The sequence below is a fragment of the Roseixanthobacter glucoisosaccharinicivorans genome (assembly GCF_043195095.2).
Classification (GTDB): domain Bacteria; phylum Pseudomonadota; class Alphaproteobacteria; order Rhizobiales; family Xanthobacteraceae; genus NCEH01.
This window is the reverse complement of record NZ_CM195538.1, coordinates 3,771,766-3,791,206: the sequence shown is the minus strand read 5'-3', so window position 1 is coordinate 3,791,206 and position 19,441 is coordinate 3,771,766. Positions and strand designations below refer to the sequence as shown.

The following is a 19,441-nucleotide window of genomic DNA, read 5'->3' as shown; positions in this document are numbered from 1 at the left end:
CGCCGTGTTTCCGGCGCTTCGGTTCGAAGGGAGCGGGTTTCAAGGTGTCGATCGGTCCCATTCCCATTCCCGTTCCCATGTCCGGCGATCCCGTGCTGTATCGCCGGCTCGATTGGGCACGCGCCTATCTCGATGACGGCGAGGCGCAGGCGGCGGGCGACATGCTGGCCGACCTCGTCGCCGAGGCGCCGCATTTCATCGCCGCCTGGTTCCTGCTGGGAGAGGCGCGCGCGGCGGGCGGCGACAGGGCCGGCGCGATCGAGGCGTATGAGAACGTGCTGGCGCGCGATGGCGCCGACATGCTCGGCGCCGGCCTGCGGCTCGCGCGGCTCGGCGCACGCGGGGCGCGGGACGCCATGTCGCCGGCCTTCGTGCGCACCTTGTTCGACCAATATGCCCCGCGCTTCGATACCGCGCTGCGCGAGGGCCTCGCCTATCGCGGGCCGGAGGTGCTGGACGCGGCGCTGCGCAGCGCCTGCGCGGCCGCCTGCGCGCCGTTCCGGTTCGGCCGGGCGCTGGACCTCGGCTGCGGCACCGGGCTTGCCGCGCCGCTCCTGGCGCCCGCGTGCGACGCGCTGGTGGGCGTCGATCTCTCCCCGGCCATGATCGAAAAGGCGCGGCAGCTCGGCCTTTATGCCACCCTTGAGACGGGCGAGATGGTCGCCTTCCTCGCGGATCAGCCGCCGGGCGCGGCGGACCTCGTCCTGGCGGCGGACGCGCTGTGCTATCTCGCCGATTTCGACGACGTGTTCCGCGCGGCTGCCCGTGCGCTGGTTCCCGCCGGCTGGCTCGCCTTCACCGTCGAGACCCACGACGGCGCGGGGATCATCTTGCGCGACACCCTGCGCTATGCCCACGGCCGCGCCTATCTGGCGGACGCGCTCGCGGCGGCGGGCTTTACGGCGCCGGTGCTGGAACCGGTTTCGACGCGCACCGAGAAGGGGGTCCCGGTGCCGGGGCTGGTGTGCGTGGCGCGGCGCGCGGGCTCTCTGACCCCCTTACCTTAGCCCTCACACTTCTCCCTCACCCTGACCCTCTCCCCGGCGGGGAGAGGGGAGTCTGTGGGTGGAATGGCGGAAGTTGGTTCTTCCCCCAAGCGCACCCCTTCCACCGGGCGATGCCCCGTGCCGCGCATGCCCCCTCTCCCCGGTGGGGAGAGGGTTGGGGTGAGGGGGATGGCAGGGAGCCTGTTCGGGTAAGGGGCCGCCGGGCCGGGAAACCAACCTCAGTCGAGCACCAGCTGGAACGGCTCGCCGGCCATGCAGTCGCGCCCGCGGCCGATGGCGGAAATTGCCCGGATCATCCGTCCGTTGCGGTTGAGCGCGGCATCTCCCAGCGACACGATCTTGGCATTGGGCGTCGCTGTGGGCGAGGCGGAGCGCAGGCGGACCGCCAGTTCGAACTCGTCGCGATGGGGCAGCAGCGCGCACAAAGTCACATAGGCCGCCGCGGTGGAGCGCGAGACCCCGGCATAGCAATGGATCACCAGCGGCGCGGTGCGCGGCCAGGCGCGCACGAAGTCCAGCAGGTCGCGCATATGCGCCTCGCCGGGCGTCACCATGCCCTCGACCTCGCTGACGATGTCGTTGATGGAGAGGAACAGATGGTTCGCGGCGTCCACATTGTTGGGACGCGTCAAAAGGGTCTCGCGGCCGACCAGCGTGATGATGTGGCGCGCGCCGGTCGCCTCCACCGTCTCGTGCAGCTTTGCGAGGGAGCACACATGGATCATGGCGTTAGCTCCGCGAACCGGGTGAGGAACCGTTCTTTGGCGGTTTCAGCCGGCCAAGGCGTGAGATAATCCTTCTCCGCCTCCGCGTCGAGGTGGATCGGGCGGCCGAAGAAGGCCCGCGCCTCCGCCGCCGCGAAGCCGGCGAGATGGGTCGCCTCCAAATAGGCGGAGGCGCGGTCGGCGGTCTTGACGATCCGCGTCAGGGCCTGCGGCCATTGCGCCGGCAGGCCGAAGCGCAGGCTGATGGCGGCGAGCAGGCGCGCTTCCACCGCCTTGTAATCCCCGCCGATCATGGCCTTGAAGGGCGAGATCATGTCGCCGATCACATATTCGGGCGCATCGTGCAGCAGCACCGCGCGCCGCCAGCGCACATCAATGTCGCCGACCGCGCGGCGGGCGAGGGTCTCGGTCAGCAGGGAATGCTGGGCCACGGAAAAGATGTTCGCCCCGCGCGTCTGCCCGTTCCAGCGGGCCACGCGGGCCAGGCCATGGGCGATGTCCTCGATCTCGATGTCGAGGGGCGAGGGGTTCAGCAGGTCCAGCCGCCGGCCAGACAGCATGCGCTGCCACGCGCGCGGCGGGCCTTTCGCCTTCGAGGGGGGGCCGGCTCCGGGGCCGGTGGAAATCGCCGCCATGACGAATCGCGTGCTCCTTTGAATCCGAGAGCGTAAGCTTCCCGCATCGCGGAACAACCCGATGGTTTCCCTTATGGCCGATGCCGTCCGCCCGACCCTCGCCGCCAGCGCCGCCGTGTTTCGCGGCCCGCTGGTTCTGCTCGCCCAGCGCGGCTATGCGCCCGGCAAAGGCCTGTGGAGCCTGCCCGGAGGCCGGGTCGAGCCCGGCGAGACCCTGGCCCAGGCGGCGGCGCGCGAGGTGATGGAGGAAGTCCAGGTCGAGGCCGAGATCGTCGGCCTCGCGGCCGCGCTGGATTTCATCTCCCATGACGCGGACGGCACGCTGAAGAGCCATTTCGTGGTGGCGGCCCATGCCGCGCGCTGGCGCGCCGGGGAACCGGTGCTGAGCGACGAGGCGGTGGCCGTGGGCTGGTTCCATCCCGACGCGGTGGCGGGCCTTGCCACCACCCACGGTCTCGCCGACGTGGTGCATCGCGCCGCCTGGCTTCTGGCCGCCGAGGAGGCGGTGGAGGATAAGCCGCAGGCCCTGGCGCACGCGGGCTCGTGAGCGCGGCCATCTTGACCGCGCGGGCGCCGCGCGGCACGAGTGACGCCATGTCGCCTCTTTCCCTTCGCCGTTCCCTGTTCGCCCTTGTGCTGGCCGCCGTGCTGGGCATCGCGGGCGGCGTCGCGCGGGCGGCTGACGGCTCGACCCCGCCCTATGAGGGCGACATGCTCAAGCTCGCGGAGCTTCTGGGCGGGCTGCATTATCTGCGGCCGCTGTGCGGCATGACGGCGGAAGGCCAGAGCTGGCGCATGCAGATGCAGGATTTGCTGGAGGCCGAGCAGCCCTCGGACGAGCGCAGGGCGAAGCTGATCGCGGCCTTCAACCAGGGCTATTCCAGCTATGCCCAGGTCTATCGCGCCTGCACGCCGGCCGCCGCCGCGGCGGTGCAGCGCCAATTGAGCGAAGGCGCCAAGCTCGCCCACGACATCGCGGTGCGCTTCGGGGGAAATTGAGCGGGGGACAGGCGGTCCCTTCCGGTGCGGCGGTTAACCTTTCGTTTAGAAGTTCCGCGACAGCGCCCCGGGACGTGGTAGGTATGTGTGCCGCCCTGGCCATGGGGCGCGGCGCGGAGGCCTCTCTTGTCCAGCACGACCCTTCCTCATCAGGACATCGCCGAACTGGGCTCGGACGAGCGCCATGTCGCCTTCAGCTATCTGGACGATGCCTGGACCGAGGCCCTGCGCGATGGGCTGGATGAGGATTGCCTGGTGCAGGCGGCCCTGTTCACGGCCCTGCGCACGCTGGTCGCGGTCTATGGCGAGGAAGCCTGCGCCACCTATGTGGAGGGCCTTGCCGGCCGCATCCGCCAGGGCGAATACACCATCATCGGCCAGCGCCAGTAAGGCGCGGGACGGGCGCGCGCCCAAGTTCGCAGCGTTTGCCCGGCTAGCTTCCCCATCGCTCTCCCGCGCCCTCCCCAACCCTCCCCCGCAAGCGGGAGAGGGGGCGATCTGGCGGGGGCGGGGAGGAGCGCTCCATCCGTAAGCGCGGGGCGAATAGGCGCGGGGGACGGGCACGCGCCCAAGTCCGCAGCGCTTGCTCGGCTAGCTTCCCCATCGCTCTCCTGCCCCCTCCCCAACCCTCCCCCGCAAGCGGGAGAGGGAGCGATCTGGTGGGGGCAGGGGGAGCGCTCCATATGTTAAGCGCGGGGCGAATAGGCGTGGGACGGGCACGCGCCCAAGTTCGCAGCGCTTTCCCGGCTAAGCCTCCCCAGCACTCTCCCGCCCCCTCCCCAGCAAGCGGGAGAGGGGGCGATCTGGTGGGGGCAGGGAGGAGCGCTCCATCCGTTAAGCGCGGGGCGAATAGGCGTGGGGCGAACCCTCTCCCGCTTGCGGGGGAGGGCAGGGAGGGGGCCGCGCCCAGGGCGCGGCGTGGTGCGCTCTCAGCCGCCGGGCTGCAGGGTCTCCAAAAACCGCACCGGGGCGCCCTGCGAGGGGGCGATCAGCTCGCCTTCCCACATCACCTTATTGCCGCGCACGAAGGTGCCCACCGGCCAGCCCGTGACCTCCTTGCCGTCATACGGCGTCCACTGGGCGCGCGAGGCGATCCAGGCATTGGTGATGGTGGCGCGGCGCTTGAGATCCACCACCGTGAAGTCGGCGTCATAGCCCAATACGATGCGGCCCTTGCAGGCGATGTTGAACAGCCGCGCCGGGCCGGCGCTGGAGAGATCCACGAAGCGCTGCAAGGAGAGCTTGCCGTTCGCCACATGGTCCAGCATCACCGGCACCAGGGTCTGCACGCCGGTCATGCCCGAGGGGCTTTCGGGATAGGTCTTGGCCTTCTCTTCCAGCGTGTGGGGCGCGTGGTCGGAGCCGAGCACGTCCACCACGCCGTCGGTCACCGCCGCCCAGATGGCATCGCGATGGCGCGCGCCGCGCACCGGCGGGTTCATCTGCGCCAGCGTGCCGAGCCGCTCGTAGCACTCGGGCGCGGCCAGGGTGAGGTGATGGGGCGTCACCTCCACCGAGGCGACGTCGCGCGCGCCCGCGAGAAATTCCATCTCCTGCGCGGTCGAGACATGCAGCACATGCACCCGCGCGCCCACTTCGCGCGCCAGCGTCACGAGGCGCTGGGTGGCGATGAGGGCGGCGACATCGTCGCGCCAGATCGGGTGCGAGGCCGGATTGCCCACCATGCGCATGGACCGGCGCTCGGTGAGGCGCGGCTCGTCCTCGCAATGGAAGGCGGCGCGGCGGCGGATCACTTTCAGGATCTCGCGCACGCCGGGATCGTCCGCCACCAGCAGCGAGCCGGTGGAGGAGCCGATGAACACCTTCACCCCGGCCGCGCCCGGCAGGCGCTCCAGCTCCGGCAGGTCGCGCACATTCTCGTGGGTGCCGCCCACATAGAAGGCGAAATCGCAATGCATGCGGTTGCGCGCGCGGGCGATCTTGTCTTCCAACGCGGCCGCGTCCGTGGTCTGGGGATTGGTGTTCGGCATCTCGAACACGGCGGTCACCCCGCCCATCACCGCCGCGCGGGAGCCGGTTTCCAGATCTTCCTTCTGCTCAAGGCCCGGCTCGCGGAAATGCACCTGGGTGTCGATGACCCCGGGCAGAATGTGCAGGCCGGTGCAGTCGATGGTTTCGCCCGCCGCGCGCGGCGAGAGGCGGCCGAGGGCGGCGATGCGCCCTTCGCTGACGCCGACGTCCAGCATCGCTTCGCCCGCCGGGGTCACGACGCTGCCGCCCTTGAGGATGAAGTCGAAGGTATCCGCCATGTGGGGGCTCGCTCTAATCTGGAGGGGCCGGCTCTAATGTACGGGGCCGGCCCTTGAGGGGGCTGCTGCGCGGCTTTAAGTATGTCTGTAACATCTGACAAGGACATGGCCATGCCGATTGCCCCTCTCGCCGACCGGTCGGTGATTCACGTCGGCGGTCCGGACGCGCGCAAGTTCCTCCACAATCTCATCACCTGCAACGTGGCGGGGCTGGAAACCGGCGGCGCACGCTTCGGCGCATTGCTGATGCCGCAAGGCAAGATCATCGCCGATTTCTTCCTCTATGCGCCGGCCGGCGAGCCGGAAGCCTTCCTGCTGGACGTGCCGCGCGCGCTGAAGGACGACCTGCTCAAGCGCCTGAAAATGTATCTGCTGCGGGCGAAGGCGGAGTTCACCCTGGACGAGGATCTCGCTGTGGCGGCACGCTTCGGTGAAGATGCGCCGGCCGCGCCCGCTTCCGCGCAGGCGTTCACAGATCCGCGCCTGCCGGCGCTCGGCGAGCGCCTCGTGCTGCCGCGCGCCGAGGCCGAGGCGCTGGACGGCGATGCCAGCGCCTATCACGCCCACCGCATCGCGCTCGGCATTCCGCAGGGCGGCCTGGACTTTACCTATGGCGACGCCTTCCCCCACGAGGCGGACATGGACCAGCTCGGCGGGGTGGATTTCAAGAAGGGCTGCTATGTGGGCCAGGAAGTGGTGAGCCGCATGCAGCATCGCGGCACCGCGCGCACCCGGTCCGTGCAGGCGCTGTTCGAATTCGCCCCGGAGGAGGGCTCGGAGATTCGCGCCGGCGAGAAGACCGTGGGCCATATCGGCTCTTCCGCGCGGGGCCACGGCATCGCCCTGGTGCGGCTCGACCGCGCGGCCGATGCCAGCGCCGCCGGCTTGCCCTTGGTGGCGGGCGGGGTCGAGATCACCTTGCGCCGGCCGGACTGGGCGACCTTCCCGATGGGGGATGCGTGAGCCTTCTGACCCCCCACGCCGACGGCAAGTGCCGCTGCCCCTGGTGCGGCACTGATCCGCTCTATGTCGCCTATCACGACACCGAATGGGGCGTGCCCGAGCGCGACGACCGGGCCTTGTTCGAAAAGCTGCTGCTGGACGGCTTCCAGGCCGGGCTCGCCTGGATCACCATTCTGCGCAAGCGCGACAATTTCCGCCGCGCCTTCGACGGCTTCGAACCGGAAAAGATCGCACGCTATGATTCCGCCAAGGTGGAGGCGCTGATGGCGGATGCCGGCATCGTGCGCAACCGCGCCAAGGTGGAGGGCGCGGTGCTCTCCGCCCGCGCCTATCTGGACTGGCAGGCGCGCGGGCGCTCCTTCTCCGATCTCATGTGGAGCGCGGTGGACGGCGAGGTTCAGATGAACCGGCCGAAGACGCTCGCCGACATTCCGGCGCAGACCCCGGCCTCGGTGAAGCTTTCCAAGGAGTTGAAGGCGCTCGGCTTCAAATTCGTCGGCCCCACCATCGTCTATGCCGCCATGCAGGCGTGCGGGCTGGTGAACGATCATCTGGTGGACTGCCACCGGGCGGATCTCGGGGCATAGGCGCGGGCGGGCCTGGATCGTCTCGGGGAGGGGCCTTCGCGCGGCACCTTCATGCGGGCGACGTGAGGGCATGGGTATACTCTCCGGTGAGTCCATGTGACCGGGAGGTTCCGTGTCCCGCACCGAGAGTCCCGCCCGCAGCCGCATCCTGGAGGCGGCCTATGCGCAATTCTACACCCATGGCTTCAAGCGCACCGGCATGGAAGCCATCGCCGTCGCGGCGGGTCTCACCAAGCGCACGCTCTACCAGACGTTCGAGAGCAAGGATGCGCTGCTGACGGCGGTGGTGGACTATGCCGCCGCGCTCTCCCTGCCGCGCATCGCGCGCTGGATCGCGGCCCTGGAGGCGGACCCGCTCGAGGGCATCGACACGATCTTCGCGGATCTCACCCAATGGACCAGTGCGCCGGGCTGGATGGGCTCCGGCTTCACCCGCGTCGTCACCGAAATGGCCGATTTGCCGGACCATCCGGCGAACCGCGTCGCACGCGCCCACAAGGAAGCGATCGAAGCGCGATTGGCGCACGCCCTTGGCTCGGCGGACCTCGCGTCCGAACTCATGATCGTGCTGGAAGGCACGCTCATCCTGTTCCTGATCCGCCGCGAGAAGGCGCTGATCGCCGCCGGGGCGCGCGCCGCGCGCACCCTCGTCAAGGCCGCCCGGCGCTCCTCCAAGCCCTTGTCGCTCGAGCATTTCGCCGTTTCACGGAAACGCTGAAATGCTCAAGGGCATTGGGGCGTCGCGCATCGTCACGCGCGCCGGCGGTCCCGTCGCTCAAAAATGGGCTACCGCTGATCCGCGCTCGGCAGCACCCATTTGCCGTCCTTCAGGGGCAGAAAGCTGCCGTCGTCGCGGCCCACTTCCTCGGCGATGCGGGCGTTCAGCTTGGTGTTCATCGCCATCACGAGATCGCGGTTCGCGCCCTGGTGGGCGAGGTTGCGCTTCTCCTCCGGGTCCTCGCGAAGATCGTAGAGTTCGAGGTCGTTGAGGGCGAGAAGGTCCTCATAGGCGGCCGGGGTATTGAAGGAGAGCGGGGAGAAATAGCGCGAGAAGCGGTAGCGCCCGTCGAACAGGCTGCGGATGGCGCAGCGCTGGGCGAAATCCGGCTCGTATTGCTGCAGCCACGCGCGCTTCTGCGCGATCGTGACATTGGGCGAACGGGTGATCGCCTCCATGCGGGTGATCCATTTCGCATCCTGGAACAGGAGCATGTCGTAGCAGAACAGCGCGCCCGGCCGCAGCGTATCGGCCGCCGCCTTGGCCGGGGTCTTGAGCAAGGGCGAGAAATCCCGCCCCGCCAAGCCCGCGCCCGCGGCCTTCAACTGGTCCTGCGGCAGCCCCGTGAGGGCGAGCAGGGTCGGCGTGAGGTCCACCTGGGAGGTGACGGCCTGGCAGGTGGTGCCGCCGGGATAGGCGGGATGCAACACGATCAGCGGCAGATGGTTCTGCTCGCGATAGGTGGAATTGCCCTTGCCGCGCATCTGGTGCGCGCCGCCCAGTTCGCCGTGATCAGCGGTGAAGACGATGATGGTGTTCTCGTCCATGCCGGTCTGGCGCAGGGCGGTCAGCACCGCGTCCACCTGCCGGTCGCAGTCGCGGATGCAGTTGAAATAATAATCCCGCAGCACCCGCCAGCGCCGGTCCTCGTCGGGCCATGCGCCGACCAGCGTGTCCTGCACGTCCTGATAGATCAGGTGTGCCGGTGGGCGGCCGGGCGCGTCGAAGGGCTGGCTGCGGGTGGACGGCAGCGGCGCGTCCCACTTGGCGGCATAAAGATCGTCCTCGGGCGGCCGGGCGATGGCCATGGCGGATTTCTTGCCCTGCACGGTTTCGCCCGGCAGGTCGGAATTCACATACATGACGTCGTGCGGATTGACGAAATTGACCGCCAGGTACCAGGGCGTCCCGGCTTCCTTCAGCTTCAGGCCCTTGGTGCGCATCCAGCGCTCCACGAAGGCGGAGGTGGTGGCATCGTAATCATAACCGCCGAGCGTGGTGTCGGTGATGTCGCCGAACCCGAAGAAATCCTGGAAGCCGTAGGTCTCCATGGTCTTGCGATATTCGGCCATGGGCGCCTCGTCGGCGTGCTTGGCCTGGTCGAGATTGTAGGAGAGGTGCCACTTGCCCTGATAGGCGGCATGATAGCCGAGCTGCGCCAGGCGATGGCCGATGGTCTTGATGCTGGTCGCCATGTCCGCCTGCCAAGGGGAATTGGCATTGTCGAACACGCCGGTATGGGGAATGTGCAGGCCGGTATAGATGGTCGAGCGCGCCGGCGAGCACACGCAGGAGGCCGCCTGATGGTTCGCGAACGAAATGCCGTTCGCCTTCAGCCATTCGCGCGCCGGCACCGGGAACGGCCATTTCTCGAAATAATGCTCCTGGTCCACCAGGATGAAGAGAATATTGTAGCCCGCCGGCGGGCGATCAGGCGCCACCGTCACCGCCGGGCGGGACGCCGCCTTGGCCGGCTGGGCGGCCGCGAGATCGGGCAGGAGATGGGCGCCGAGCAAGGCCGCGCCGCTGCCCACCAGAAGGCGGCGGGCGGGATTTTGCGGGCGGGTGTCGTCGCCCGAAGCCGGTGATGGGGATGTCGGATCCTCGGCCACGTGCCCCTCCCGGCGTCCGCCTTGGTTTTGCCGGGCGGAGCATGCCGCACCTTGAGCCGGGCGGGAAGGGGCGGGCCGGCTATTTTCCGTCGAGCCGCTTGGTGAAGATGATGCGCGGCTCCTCGATATAGCCGCTGGCGGCGTAGAAAGCGCGCACCTGCTCGTTTTCCGGCCGCACCAGCAGCATCAGCTTGGGCACGCCGCGCGCCTTGAGCCAATCCTCGGCGGTCTGGGAGAGCGCGCGGCCGAGGCCCTGGCGGGCGCGCGCGGGCTCAACGGCGAGATAATAGATCCAGCCCCGGTGGCCGTCGTGCCCCACCATCACCGAGCCCACCACCGCGCCGGCCGCGTCGCGCGCCACGAGAATGGTGGAATGGGGTCCGCGCCGGGCGAGCGCGATGTCGGCGCGCGGATCGTTCCAGGGGCGCACCAGGCCGGCGCGTTCCCACAGCGCGACCAGGGCGTCCACATCGTCGTCGCGCATGTGGCCGATGGGAAGGGCGTGCACGTTCGCGCGGAGCGTCTCTGCGGTATCGGCCATGTCAATCGTCCTCGAAGGAGAGCGGGCGCGGGGCGGCGGCGCGGCCGAGCCGGTCGGCGATGGCTTCCCCGAGGCCGTCGCGCGGCAGGGGTACCACGGCGATGCCTTGGGCGCGAAGGTTGTCGAGATGGCGCAGCGCGCCGTAAAGCCGCGCGGCGGCTTCCACCACATCGCCCGCCGGGCTGAGATCGAAAATCGCCACGGCGTGGTCCGCGCCGGGCGGGCGGGCGCCGGCGAAGGTCAAAAGCGCCTCGCCCGCCTTCACCTCGCGCGCGTCGAGCCGCACCGGGGCGTGCGGGGCGTAATGGGAGGCGAGGCGGCCCGGCGCGGAAGGTCGCTCGGCCTCGTCATGGGCGGCATCGGGCAAAGCGACGCCCAGCACCGCCGCGATGGCGCCGCGCGAGAGGCCGCCGGGCCGCAGCAAAGCGGGATGGGCGCCGGTGCAATCGACGATGGTGGATTCAACGCCCACCGTCGTCGGTCCGGCATCGAGAATGGCGTCGATGCGCCCGTCGAGATCGGCGCGCACATGGGCCGCGTCGGTGGGCGAGACATGGCCGGAGAGATTGGCGCTCGGCCCCACCACCGGCACGCCGGCGGCACGCAGCATGGCGAGGGTGGTCTCGTGCGCCGGCACCCGCAGCGCGATGGTGGGCAGGCCGGCGCGCGCGAGATCGCAGACCGCGCCGGTGTCGCGATAGGGCACCACCAGCGTCAGCGGTCCCGGCCAGAAGGCGGCGGCGAGCGCCTGCGCGGCCGGGGAGAACACGCCCAGCCGCTCCGCCGCCGCGCTGTCGGGCACGTGGGAGATGAGGGGATTGAAGGCGGGGCGGCCCTTGGCGGCATAGACCTGCGCCACCGCCTGGGCATTGCCGGCGTCGGCGCCGAGGCCATAGACGGTCTCGGTGGGGAAGGCGACGACGCCTCCCGCCCGCAGCACGCGTGCCGCCTCCGCCGCCTCAGCCGCGCCCGATCCCGTGGCGTCGAGCATCTGCGTGCGTTTCGGGGCGAAGCCGGTGGCGGTCATGGGTGCTGCTCCACGGTCCCTACGACGAAAGCGGGTAGGACCGGGTCTTGACGGGGGATCGTCGAGGCGCCGAATTGGTGCCCAACGTTCGCCGCACGGCTTAAGGCCGGCATGTGCGGGCGGTCAAGGCGCATGTGGCGCCGCAACAGGTTTCGGAGGTGATGATGCCCTATCGTGCGCCCGTGGAGGATGTGTCCTTCTTCCTCAAGCACTGCACCTCCCTTCCCCACCTCATCGACCAGGGCGAGGTGGACCTCTCCTTCGACCTCATCGACAGCGTGCTGGAGGAAGCCGGTAAGTTCGCCGCCGCGGTCATCGAGCCGCTGGACCGGGTGGGCGACACCAAGGGCAATGTGCTGAAGGACGGCGCGGTTACCACCGCCCCCGGCTGGCGCGAGGCCTATGCGGCGTGGACGCAGGCCGGCTGGAATGCGGTGGCGGCCGAGGAGAAGTTCGGCGGCCAGCATCTGCCGAGCGTCGTGACCTCGGCGCTCAACGAATTCTGGAACAGCGCCTCTCCCGCCTTCGGCATCGGCCCGGTGCTGACCATGGGCGCCATCGAGGCGCTGACCACCCACGGCTCCACGGCCTTGCAGGGGCTCTTTCTGGAAAAGCTGGTCTCGGGCACCTGGACCGGCACCATGAACCTTACCGAGCCGCAGGCCGGTTCTGACCTCGCGGCCCTGCGCGCGCGGGCCGAGCGGGCGGCCGATGGCAGCTATCGCATCTTCGGCACGAAGATCTTCATCTCCTACGGCGAGCACGACATCGCCGAGAACATCGTTCATCTGGTGCTGGCGCGCCTGCCCGACGCGCCCGCCGGCACGCGCGGCATCTCGCTGTTCGTGGTGCCGAAAGTGCTGGTGAATGCCGACGGAACGCTCGGCGCGCGCAACGATGTGAAATGCGTCGGCCTGGAGCACAAGCTCGGCCTGCACGGTTCGCCCACCTGCACCATGGTGTTCGGCGACACGGGCGAGGGGGCGGTCGGCTATCTCGTGGGCGAGGAAAATCGCGGCCTCGCCTGCATGTTCACCATGATGAACAACGCCCGCCTCGCGGTGGGCATCCAGGGCGTGGCGGTGGCCGAGCGCGCCACCCAGCGCGCCATCGCCTTTGCCCAGGAGCGCCGGCAGGGCAAGGCGCAGAGCTGGTCCGGCGAAGGCATGGCGCCGATCATCGCCCATCCCGACGTGAAGCGCATGCTGCTCACCATGCGGGCGGAGACCGATGCGGCGCGCGCCATCTGCCTGATGACGGCGGACGCGCTCGACCGCGCGCGGCGCACCGACGACCCCACCGCCAAGGCGGCGGCGACGGCCGAAGCAAGCCTGTTGACCCCGGTGGCCAAGGCCTTCTCCACCGACATGGGCATCGAGGTCGCCTCCACCGGCGTGCAGGTGCACGGCGGCATGGGCTATATCGAGGAGACGGGCGCCGCCCAGCATCTGCGCGATGCCCGCATCTTCGCCATCTATGAGGGCACCAACGGCATCCAGGCGATCGACCTCGTCACCCGCAAGCTGACCCAGCAGGGCGGCGACGTGGTGGCGAAGCTGATCGCCGATTATCGCGCGGTCGCGGAAGCGGTGGCAGCCTTGAACGCGCCGGAATTCGGCCGCGCCGGCGAACAGCTCGCCGCTGCCGTGGATGCGCTCGGCCGCGCCACGCGGGTGATGCTGGATTGGCTGTCCGACGAACAATCCGCCAACGTCCTGGCGGGTGCGACGCCCTATCTGCGCCTGTTCGCCCGCGCCGCCGGCGGCGCTTATCTGGCGCGCACTGCCCTTGCCGCCCATGCCGCCATCGCGGCCGGCGAGAGCGATCCACGCCATGCCCGGCGCGTGCTGGTGGCGCGCTTCTTCGCCGAGGACCTGTGCCCGCAGGCGCAGAGCCTGGAGGCGGCGGTGGTCACCGGCGGCGAGGCGGTGCTTCAGAGCGAGGCGGCGCTGGTGCTGTGAGGCGAAGCGGGTTGGGCTCGGGGGGTAGGACCGCTCGAGATTCAGCGGTGAGGTGCCTCGTCAAGGCGCCTGACGTTGGGTGGGCGCGGTCTGGTGCGCGCGACTGTCTTTTTCTCATCGGTCGTCATGGCCGGGCGCGTCCCGGCCATCCACGCCGGGCCGAACGTGCAGGCCTTGAAGAGCCGGTGCCAGCGGTGCCGTCGATCGGTCCTAAACTTCCCGCCCCCGGGTCATCCAGATGCCGTGAACCGCATCCCAGGACGGGCGGTGATCGGTCTCGAAGCCGCAGGTCTTGCCGGTCGCGATCGCGCGAAAGGCGCGCAGGGCGGCAAGATGGGCGCCGTTCGTCAGATAAGCGCGCATGGCGGCTTCGTCCTGCCAGACCGAGAGGGTGTGGTGGATGCCGTTGATCCGACGCGCTTCGACGCTGATGTTGCCGGCGGCTCCGTTCGCCTGAGCGAGGGACCGAATGGCGTGCCACCAGAAGGCGGGCGCGCGCCAGGCCGATTTCAGCTTCAATCCGGTGATGGAGACATAGATCATCTGATCGTCCTGCAGGTGCGGTGCGCACGGAACCGTCGCGTTCACCGCCGCATGTTCATTGTAACGCGCGCGTCTATCGCCCCGGCAGCACCAGCACCGTGGGCTTCGCCGGCAAGGTCTCGCGCGACAGTATCACGCTGGGCGAGGCCTGGCGGGTGATCGCATAGTCATTGCCCAGGCGGGAGAGGAAATTGTCCAATCCCCATGCGCTGAAATAGTGCATGGGGATCACCAGCGGCGCGTTGATCGCCTTCAGAGTCTCCTTCATCCCCTCGATATCGAGCGTGTAGGAGCCATCCACCGGCGCCAGCACCACGTCGATACGCCCGAGCGCTTCCAGATGGTCGGGGGTCAGGACGTGGTGCAGGTGCCCGAGATGGGCGATGCAAAGGCCCGCCACCTCGAACACGAACATGGAATTGGCGTCGTAATCGGTGCCCGCGCCGTGGCGGATGTTGGTGGGCACGTTGCGGATCCACACGTCCTCGACGGTGAGGTCGTAATGCGCCGGCTGGCCGTTCTCGCCCCAGCCGCGCAGCACATAGGCGATGCCGGGATCGGGATGGTTCGTATAGTGGGTATCGTGCGCCCGGTTCATGGTGGCGATCATCGGCACGACGGCGGGACGGACATAATCATTATAATCGGTGGCGATGGTCACGCCCGCCGGGCTCTCGATCAGGAAGGTGGAATGGCCGACGAATGTGAGGCGCACCTGCCGCCCCGCGTCCGTGGGTTTTGCCTGCGCGGTCTGCCGGAAGGCGGCGCGCCACACGCGCGGCGTGGTTGTCCAGGGCTGATTCTGCGCCACCATGCGCGGGCATTTTTCCGGCGGCTCGGCGGCACGCGCCAAGTTGCCCATGGGGAAGGCGATGAGCGCAATGGCTCCGAAAAGCGCCGCGATCTGCCGCATGGATCTCGCCCCTTTCGCCGGTTGTGACCGCAGATGACCGCATACAAAGGGCCAGTTCCGCAATCCGCCGGCCTTCACACCGGCGTGACGCGGCGTCCGCCGTTTGCTGCGACGCGAAAGCAGGGGTGGAACAAGGTGCCCGGTTCTGGTCTTTCTAGCGCGAGCGCTGCCGATGCGGCGGCGCGTGAACGAGGTGCGAACATGACCTTGGATTTCGTGATCATCCAGCCGATCGTCGCCCTCGTGGCCGGCATCCTGATTTTGCTGTTTCCCCGCCTGCTCAACATGGTCGTGGCGATCTATCTGATCGCAATCGGAATTCTCGGATTGATGCCGCATTGAAAGGCAAAATGATGAGCTGCGCCTAAGGGTGCAGTTGAAGGCGAGAGCTGAGCGGGCTAAAGCATCCGCGCTCTTTGAAATGCGCGTCACCCTAAGGGATCTCCAGATGACGAAATGGGTCTACTCCTTCGGCGATGGTAAGGCCGAGGGGAAAGCCGAGATGCGGAACCTCCTTGGCGGCAAGGGCGCGAACCTTGCCGAAATGGCCAATCTGGGCCTGCCTGTTCCTCCCGGCTTCACCATTCCGACCGAGGTCTGCACTTATTATTACGCGCATGGCGAGACCTATCCCCCGGAGCTGAAGGCCGACGTGGACGCCGCCCTCGCTCACGTGGGCGCGCTCACCGGCCGCACCTTCGGCGATCCCGAGAACCCGCTGCTGGTCTCCGTGCGCTCCGGCGCCCGCGCCTCCATGCCTGGCATGATGGACACGGTGCTGAACCTCGGCCTCAACGATCAGACCGTGGAAGCCGTCGCCAAGTCCTCCGGCGACCGGCGCTTCGCCTATGACAGCTACCGCCGCTTCATCACCATGTATTCCGACGTGGTGCTGGGCGTGGACCACCACCATTTCGAAGACCTGCTGGAATCCTACAAGCTCAAGCACGGCCACACCCTCGACACCGACCTTTCGGCGGACGATTGGGCGGCGCTGGTGGTGCAGTACAAGGCCAAGGTGCAGCAGGAGCTGGGAACCCCCTTCCCGCAGGACCCGCATGCCCAGCTCTGGGGTGCCATCGGCGCCGTGTTCGGCTCCTGGATGAACCAGCGCGCCATCACCTATCGCCGGCTGCACTCGATCCCCGAGGCCTGGGGCACGGCCGTGAACGTACAGGCCATGGTGTTCGGCAACATGGGCGAGACCTCGGCCACGGGCGTCGCCTTCACCCGCAACCCCTCCACCGGCGAACATGCGCTCTATGGCGAATTCCTGGTGAATGCGCAGGGCGAGGACGTGGTGGCGGGCATCCGCACCCCGCAGGACCTCACCGAGAAGGCGCGCAAGGAAGCCGGCTCGGAAAAGCCCTCCATGGAATTGGCGCTGCCCGAGGCGTTCAAGGAATTCGAGCGCATCTCCAAGGTGCTCGAGACCCATTACCGCGACATGCAGGACCTGGAGTTCACCGTCGAGAAGGGCAAGCTCTGGATGCTCCAGACGCGCTCCGGCAAGCGCACCGCCAAGGCGGCGCTGCGCATCGCGGTGGAACTGGCGGCCGAAGGGCTGATCACCCAGGAAGAGGCGGTCGCCCGCGTCGATCCCGCCTCCCTCGACCAGCTGCTGCACCCGGCCATCGACCCCAAGGCCGAGCGCAAGGTGGTGGCGAGCGGCCTGCCGGCATCGCCCGGCGCCGCCTCCGGTGCCATCGTGTTCTCCGCCGACGAGGCGGAAGCCATGAAGGAGCAGGGCCGCAAGGTCATCCTGGTGCGGGTGGAAACCTCGCCGGAAGACATCCACGGCATGCACGCCGCCGAAGGTATCCTCACCTCGCGCGGCGGCATGACCTCGCACGCGGCGGTGGTCGCGCGCGGCATGGGCAAGCCCTGCGTTTCCGGTGCCGGCTCGCTGCGCATTGATTACGCGGCGCAGACGCTCACCGTTTCCGGCCAGACCTTCAAGAAGGGTGACATCCTCACCATCGACGGCTCCACCGGCCAGGTGCTGGCGGGCGAGGTGGCGATGCTGCAGCCGGAATTGTCGGGCGAGTTCGCGACCCTCATGGGCTGGGCCGACAAGGTGCGCCGCCTGAAGATCCGCGCCAATGCGGAAACCCCGCTCGACGCCCGCATGGCCCGCTCGTTCGGCGCGGAAGGTATCGGCCTGTCGCGCACCGAGCATATGTTCTTCGATGCCGGCCGCATCCTGGCCGTGCGCGAGATGATCCTCGCCGACGACGAAGCCGGCCGCCGCTCCGCGCTCGCCAAGCTGCTGCCCATGCAGCGGGCGGATTTCGTCGAGCTGTTCGAGATCATGAAGGGCCTGCCCGTCACGATCCGCCTGCTCGACCCGCCGCTGCATGAGTTCCTGCCCCACACCGACGAGGAGGTGGCGGAAGTCGCCAAGAGCCTCAATGTGGATGTGGAGCGCATCGAGCGTCGCCAGAAGGAGCTGCATGAGGTCAACCCCATGCTCGGCTTCCGCGGCTGCCGCATCGCCATCGCCTTCCCGGAAATCGCGGAAATGCAGGCGCGCGCCATCTTCGAGGCGGCGGTGATCGCCGCCAAGACCACCGGCGAAGCCGTGGTGCCGGAAGTCATGGTGCCGCTGATCGCCACCAAGGCCGAGTTCGACATCGTCAACGCCGTGATCCAGAAGACCGCCAAGGCGGTCGAGGCGGAGACCGGTGCAAAGCTCACCTTCCAGGTGGGCACCATGATCGAGCTGCCGCGCGCGGCGCTGCGTGCCGAGGAGATCGCCGAGACGGCGGAATTCTTCTCCTTCGGCACCAACGACCTCACCCAGACCTGCTACGGCGTCTCGCGCGACGACGCGGGCACCTTCCTTGGTCCCTACGTCCAGAAGGGCATCATCGAGGTGGATCCGTTCGTCTCCATCGACGTGGAGGGTGTGGGCGAATTGGTGAAGATCGGTGTCGAGCGCGGGCGCAAGTCGCGCCCGGACATCAAGCTCGGCATCTGCGGCGAGCATGGTGGCGATCCGGCCTCGGTCGCCTTCTGTGAAGAGGTGGGGCTGGATTACGTATCCTGCTCGCCGTTCCGCGTCCCCATCGCCCGCCTCGCGGCGGCGCAGGCGGCGCTCGGCAAGAAGGCCGCCAGCCAGGCGTGATCGCCCGCACGGCCCTGCACGGCTTGGATATGGAAGGCGGGCTTCGGCCCGCCTTTTCTTTTTCGCCGGCCCGCCAAGCGACCCCATCCAGCGACCCGCCGAAGCGTCGCAGCCATCTGTGCCGGCCGTGCGGTGCGCACATCCGCTGGGGAAAGAGACGCGGATGGCCCATCCCGAGCCATCCGCAAGTTCTCCCGGCTGACGAGAGCACCGGCCGGGAGATGTCGCGGGCGTTAGGAGGAGCCGTAACCTCGCCTGGGGGGATGACGCGCGGCGCCCTGGCGCCACGGCGGCACGACTGCACCACCCGCAACGCTTCAGATGGAACCGCAGATGACGTTCGGCGCCCTTGATCGGGATCAAGGGCGCGGGCATTTTCGGTGCTTCCTGCCTTAAAGTTGCAAATGGCAGGTTCCAGGATGCGAGCGGGTCTCGCGCGCCCCGCCTCAGGCCAGCAGATCCCGGACCATGGGAATGACCTTCGTGCCGTACAGCTCGATGCAGCGCATCAGCCGGTCATGGGGAATGGGGCCGGCGGAATATTTCAGGTCGAACCGGTCGAGGCCGAGGGCCTTCGCCGTTGAGGCGATCTTGCGGGCGACGGTCTCAGGGCTGCCCACATAAAGCGAGCCGTGGTCGATCTCGTGCTCGAACTCGTCCCGCCCCATGGGCGACCAGCCGCGCTCCGCCCCGATGCGGTCGCGCATTTGCTTGTAATCGCCGAACAATTCTTCCCGCGCCTGTTCGTCCGTGTCGGCCACATAGCCGGGGGAATGGGCGCCGATGGGCAGCGTCTCCTTGCCGAGCTGCGCCAGCGCGCGATGGTAGAGATCCACATAGGGACGGAAGCGCTTGGGATCGCCGCCGATGATGGCGAGCATCAGCGGCAGGCCGTAGCGTGCGGCCCGCACCACCGATTCCGGCGTGCCGCCGACCCCGATCCAGGTCTTCAGCGTGCCGTGCTCGATCGGCGGAAATACCGCTTGGTCCTTCAGCGCGGTGCGGTGCGTGCCCTGCCAGGTGACCGGCTGGTTGACGAGCAGCGCGGCGAACAGGTCCAGCTTTTCCGAGAACAGGGTCTCGTATTGGTTCATGGGAAAGCCGAACAGCGGGAAGCTCTCGGTGAACGAGCCGCGCCCGAGAATCACCTCGGCGCGGCCGTTCGAGACCGCATCCAAGGTGGAGAAGCGCTGGAACACGCGGATCGGATCGTCGGAGGAGAGCACGGTGACCGCCGAGCCGAGATGGATGCGGGAGGTCTGGCCGGCGATTGCCGCCAGCACCACGTCCGGCGCGGAAATGGCGAAATCCGCCCGGTGATGTTCGCCAAGGCCGATGAAATCCACGCCGACGCTATCCGCCAGCACCGCTTGGGCGACAACTTCGCGGAGCACCTGGGCATGGGGCGTCAGGGTGCCGTCAGACACGCGGGTGACGTCGCCGAACGTGTCGAGGCCGAGTTCAAGATGGGGCACGGGAGAAAGCTCCGATAAGACTTTGCAGCTTCATATCAGAGTTCGCGCGCGGCCTGCC

General features: G+C 68.5%; 19 protein-coding genes. 10 read left to right on the top strand and 9 right to left on the bottom strand.

Translation table 11 applies throughout. From position 1 onward, the window contains the following. Positions 1-44: 44 nt before the first annotated feature. Positions 45-1,007 carry a class I SAM-dependent methyltransferase gene (locus V5F78_RS17535; RefSeq protein WP_394067526.1) on the top strand — a complete coding sequence of 321 codons (963 nt, stop codon included), beginning with the start codon at positions 45-47 and terminating at the stop codon, positions 1,005-1,007. 218 nt (positions 1,008-1,225) lie between these two features. Here the strand turns inward: V5F78_RS17535 and V5F78_RS17530 are convergent, their stop codons facing one another. After that, on the bottom strand, positions 1,226-1,732 hold the full coding sequence (locus tag V5F78_RS17530) for a tyrosine phosphatase family protein (RefSeq protein ID WP_394067524.1): 507 nt from the start codon (positions 1,730-1,732) through the stop codon (positions 1,226-1,228). Beyond that, positions 1,729-2,367 (bottom strand): HD domain-containing protein, encoded by a 639-nt coding sequence (locus V5F78_RS17525; protein WP_394067522.1) that lies wholly within the window; start codon positions 2,365-2,367, stop codon positions 1,729-1,731. The genes V5F78_RS17530 and V5F78_RS17525 overlap by 4 nt, the downstream gene beginning before the upstream one ends. A 61-nt stretch (positions 2,368-2,428) precedes the next feature. Between V5F78_RS17525 and V5F78_RS17520 the strand changes: the two genes are divergently transcribed. The 3 genes from V5F78_RS17520 to V5F78_RS17510 all read left to right on the top strand — a co-directional run bounded on the left by V5F78_RS17520 (position 2,429) and on the right by V5F78_RS17510 (position 3,756). Continuing rightward, on the top strand, positions 2,429-2,914 hold the full coding sequence (locus tag V5F78_RS17520; RefSeq protein ID WP_394067521.1) for an NUDIX hydrolase: 486 nt from the start codon (positions 2,429-2,431) through the stop codon (positions 2,912-2,914). A gap of 47 nt (positions 2,915-2,961) precedes the next feature. Continuing rightward, complete coding sequence (locus V5F78_RS17515) at positions 2,962-3,366, top strand: TIGR02301 family protein (RefSeq protein WP_394067520.1); 405 nt, start codon at positions 2,962-2,964, stop codon at positions 3,364-3,366. A gap of 126 nt (positions 3,367-3,492) precedes the next feature. Further along, a complete protein-coding gene (locus tag V5F78_RS17510) occupies positions 3,493-3,756 on the top strand; it encodes a hypothetical protein (RefSeq protein WP_348844033.1) in 264 nt (87 codons plus the stop codon). A 539-nt stretch (positions 3,757-4,295) separates the two neighbouring features. Here V5F78_RS17510 and V5F78_RS17505 read toward each other — a convergent pair. After that, positions 4,296-5,636 carry a dihydroorotase gene (locus V5F78_RS17505; protein WP_394067518.1) on the bottom strand — a complete coding sequence of 447 codons (1,341 nt, stop codon included), beginning with the start codon at positions 5,634-5,636 and terminating at the stop codon, positions 4,296-4,298. Between the two features lie 111 nt (positions 5,637-5,747). Between V5F78_RS17505 and ygfZ the strand changes: the two genes are divergently transcribed. From ygfZ to V5F78_RS17490, 3 genes are all read left to right on the top strand, one after another. Continuing rightward, entirely contained in the window at positions 5,748-6,599 is an 852-nt protein-coding gene (gene ygfZ / locus V5F78_RS17500) for a CAF17-like 4Fe-4S cluster assembly/insertion protein YgfZ (protein WP_394067517.1), read from the top strand. Beyond that, entirely contained in the window at positions 6,596-7,186 is a 591-nt protein-coding gene (locus tag V5F78_RS17495) for a DNA-3-methyladenine glycosylase I (protein WP_394067516.1), read from the top strand. The genes ygfZ and V5F78_RS17495 overlap by 4 nt, the downstream gene beginning before the upstream one ends. Positions 7,187-7,298: 112 nt before the next feature. Beyond that, complete coding sequence (locus V5F78_RS17490) at positions 7,299-7,904, top strand: TetR/AcrR family transcriptional regulator (RefSeq protein ID WP_394067514.1); 606 nt, start codon at positions 7,299-7,301, stop codon at positions 7,902-7,904. A gap of 68 nt (positions 7,905-7,972) precedes the next feature. Here V5F78_RS17490 and V5F78_RS17485 read toward each other — a convergent pair whose 3' ends face one another. The 3 genes from V5F78_RS17485 to V5F78_RS17475 form a co-directional block, all read right to left on the bottom strand. Next, positions 7,973-9,796, bottom strand: a complete 1,824-nt coding sequence (locus V5F78_RS17485) for a sulfatase family protein (protein WP_394067512.1) — start codon at positions 9,794-9,796, stop codon at positions 7,973-7,975. A 79-nt stretch (positions 9,797-9,875) separates the two neighbouring features. Then, positions 9,876-10,337, bottom strand: a complete 462-nt coding sequence (locus V5F78_RS17480; RefSeq protein WP_394067510.1) for a GNAT family acetyltransferase — start codon at positions 10,335-10,337, stop codon at positions 9,876-9,878. Between the two features lies 1 nt (position 10,338). Continuing rightward, positions 10,339-11,364 (bottom strand): L-threonylcarbamoyladenylate synthase, encoded by a 1,026-nt coding sequence (locus V5F78_RS17475; RefSeq protein ID WP_394067508.1) that lies wholly within the window; start codon positions 11,362-11,364, stop codon positions 10,339-10,341. Positions 11,365-11,528: 164 nt separating this feature from the next. On the opposite strand from V5F78_RS17475, the gene V5F78_RS17470 reads away from it, so the two are divergent. After that, positions 11,529-13,325: an acyl-CoA dehydrogenase family protein gene (locus V5F78_RS17470; RefSeq protein WP_394067506.1), complete on the top strand. Its 1,797-nt coding sequence runs from the start codon at positions 11,529-11,531 to the stop codon at positions 13,323-13,325. A gap of 210 nt (positions 13,326-13,535) precedes the next feature. Here V5F78_RS17470 and V5F78_RS17465 read toward each other — a convergent pair whose 3' ends face one another. Both V5F78_RS17465 and V5F78_RS17460 read right to left on the bottom strand, forming a co-directional pair. Next, positions 13,536-13,868, bottom strand: a complete 333-nt coding sequence (locus tag V5F78_RS17465) for a hypothetical protein (protein WP_394067504.1) — start codon at positions 13,866-13,868, stop codon at positions 13,536-13,538. A gap of 73 nt (positions 13,869-13,941) precedes the next feature. Beyond that, complete coding sequence (locus tag V5F78_RS17460; RefSeq protein WP_394067503.1) at positions 13,942-14,781, bottom strand: MBL fold metallo-hydrolase; 840 nt, start codon at positions 14,779-14,781, stop codon at positions 13,942-13,944. Between the two features lie 201 nt (positions 14,782-14,982). Here V5F78_RS17460 and V5F78_RS17455 point away from each other — a divergent pair, with 201 nt between their 5' ends. Both V5F78_RS17455 and ppdK read left to right on the top strand, forming a co-directional pair. After that, complete coding sequence (locus V5F78_RS17455; RefSeq protein ID WP_394067502.1) at positions 14,983-15,123, top strand: DUF3096 domain-containing protein; 141 nt, start codon at positions 14,983-14,985, stop codon at positions 15,121-15,123. 106 nt (positions 15,124-15,229) lie between these two features. Next, positions 15,230-17,908, top strand: coding sequence for a pyruvate, phosphate dikinase (gene ppdK, locus V5F78_RS17450; protein WP_394067500.1), 2,679 nt, complete (start codon positions 15,230-15,232; stop codon positions 17,906-17,908). 446 nt (positions 17,909-18,354) lie between these two features. Here ppdK and V5F78_RS17445 read toward each other — a convergent pair whose 3' ends face one another. Then, positions 18,355-19,383: an LLM class flavin-dependent oxidoreductase gene (locus tag V5F78_RS17445; RefSeq protein WP_394067499.1), complete on the bottom strand. Its 1,029-nt coding sequence runs from the start codon at positions 19,381-19,383 to the stop codon at positions 18,355-18,357. Positions 19,384-19,441 lie beyond the last annotated feature (58 nt).

Excerpts from the sequence above, each read along its gene's own strand:
- V5F78_RS17530 (WP_394067524.1), bottom strand. The coding sequence starts at position 1,732 with ATGATCCATGTGTGCTCCCTCGCAAAGCTGCACGAGACGGTGGAGGCG.
- V5F78_RS17525 (WP_394067522.1), bottom strand. The coding sequence starts at position 2,367 with ATGGCGGCGATTTCCACCGGCCCCGGAGCCGGCCCCCCCTCGAAGGCG.
- V5F78_RS17520 (WP_394067521.1), top strand. The coding sequence starts at position 2,429 with ATGGTTTCCCTTATGGCCGATGCCGTCCGCCCGACCCTCGCCGCCAGC.
- V5F78_RS17515 (WP_394067520.1), top strand. The coding sequence starts at position 2,962 with ATGTCGCCTCTTTCCCTTCGCCGTTCCCTGTTCGCCCTTGTGCTGGCC.
- V5F78_RS17505 (WP_394067518.1), bottom strand. The coding sequence starts at position 5,636 with ATGGCGGATACCTTCGACTTCATCCTCAAGGGCGGCAGCGTCGTGACC.
- ygfZ (WP_394067517.1), top strand. The coding sequence starts at position 5,748 with ATGCCGATTGCCCCTCTCGCCGACCGGTCGGTGATTCACGTCGGCGGT.
- V5F78_RS17480 (WP_394067510.1), bottom strand. The coding sequence starts at position 10,337 with ATGGCCGATACCGCAGAGACGCTCCGCGCGAACGTGCACGCCCTTCCC.
- V5F78_RS17475 (WP_394067508.1), bottom strand. The coding sequence starts at position 11,364 with ATGACCGCCACCGGCTTCGCCCCGAAACGCACGCAGATGCTCGACGCC.
- V5F78_RS17470 (WP_394067506.1), top strand. The coding sequence starts at position 11,529 with ATGCCCTATCGTGCGCCCGTGGAGGATGTGTCCTTCTTCCTCAAGCAC.
- V5F78_RS17465 (WP_394067504.1), bottom strand. The coding sequence starts at position 13,868 with ATGATCTATGTCTCCATCACCGGATTGAAGCTGAAATCGGCCTGGCGC.
- V5F78_RS17460 (WP_394067503.1), bottom strand. The coding sequence starts at position 14,781 with ATGCGGCAGATCGCGGCGCTTTTCGGAGCCATTGCGCTCATCGCCTTC.
- V5F78_RS17455 (WP_394067502.1), top strand. The coding sequence starts at position 14,983 with ATGACCTTGGATTTCGTGATCATCCAGCCGATCGTCGCCCTCGTGGCC.
- ppdK (WP_394067500.1), top strand. The coding sequence starts at position 15,230 with ATGACGAAATGGGTCTACTCCTTCGGCGATGGTAAGGCCGAGGGGAAA.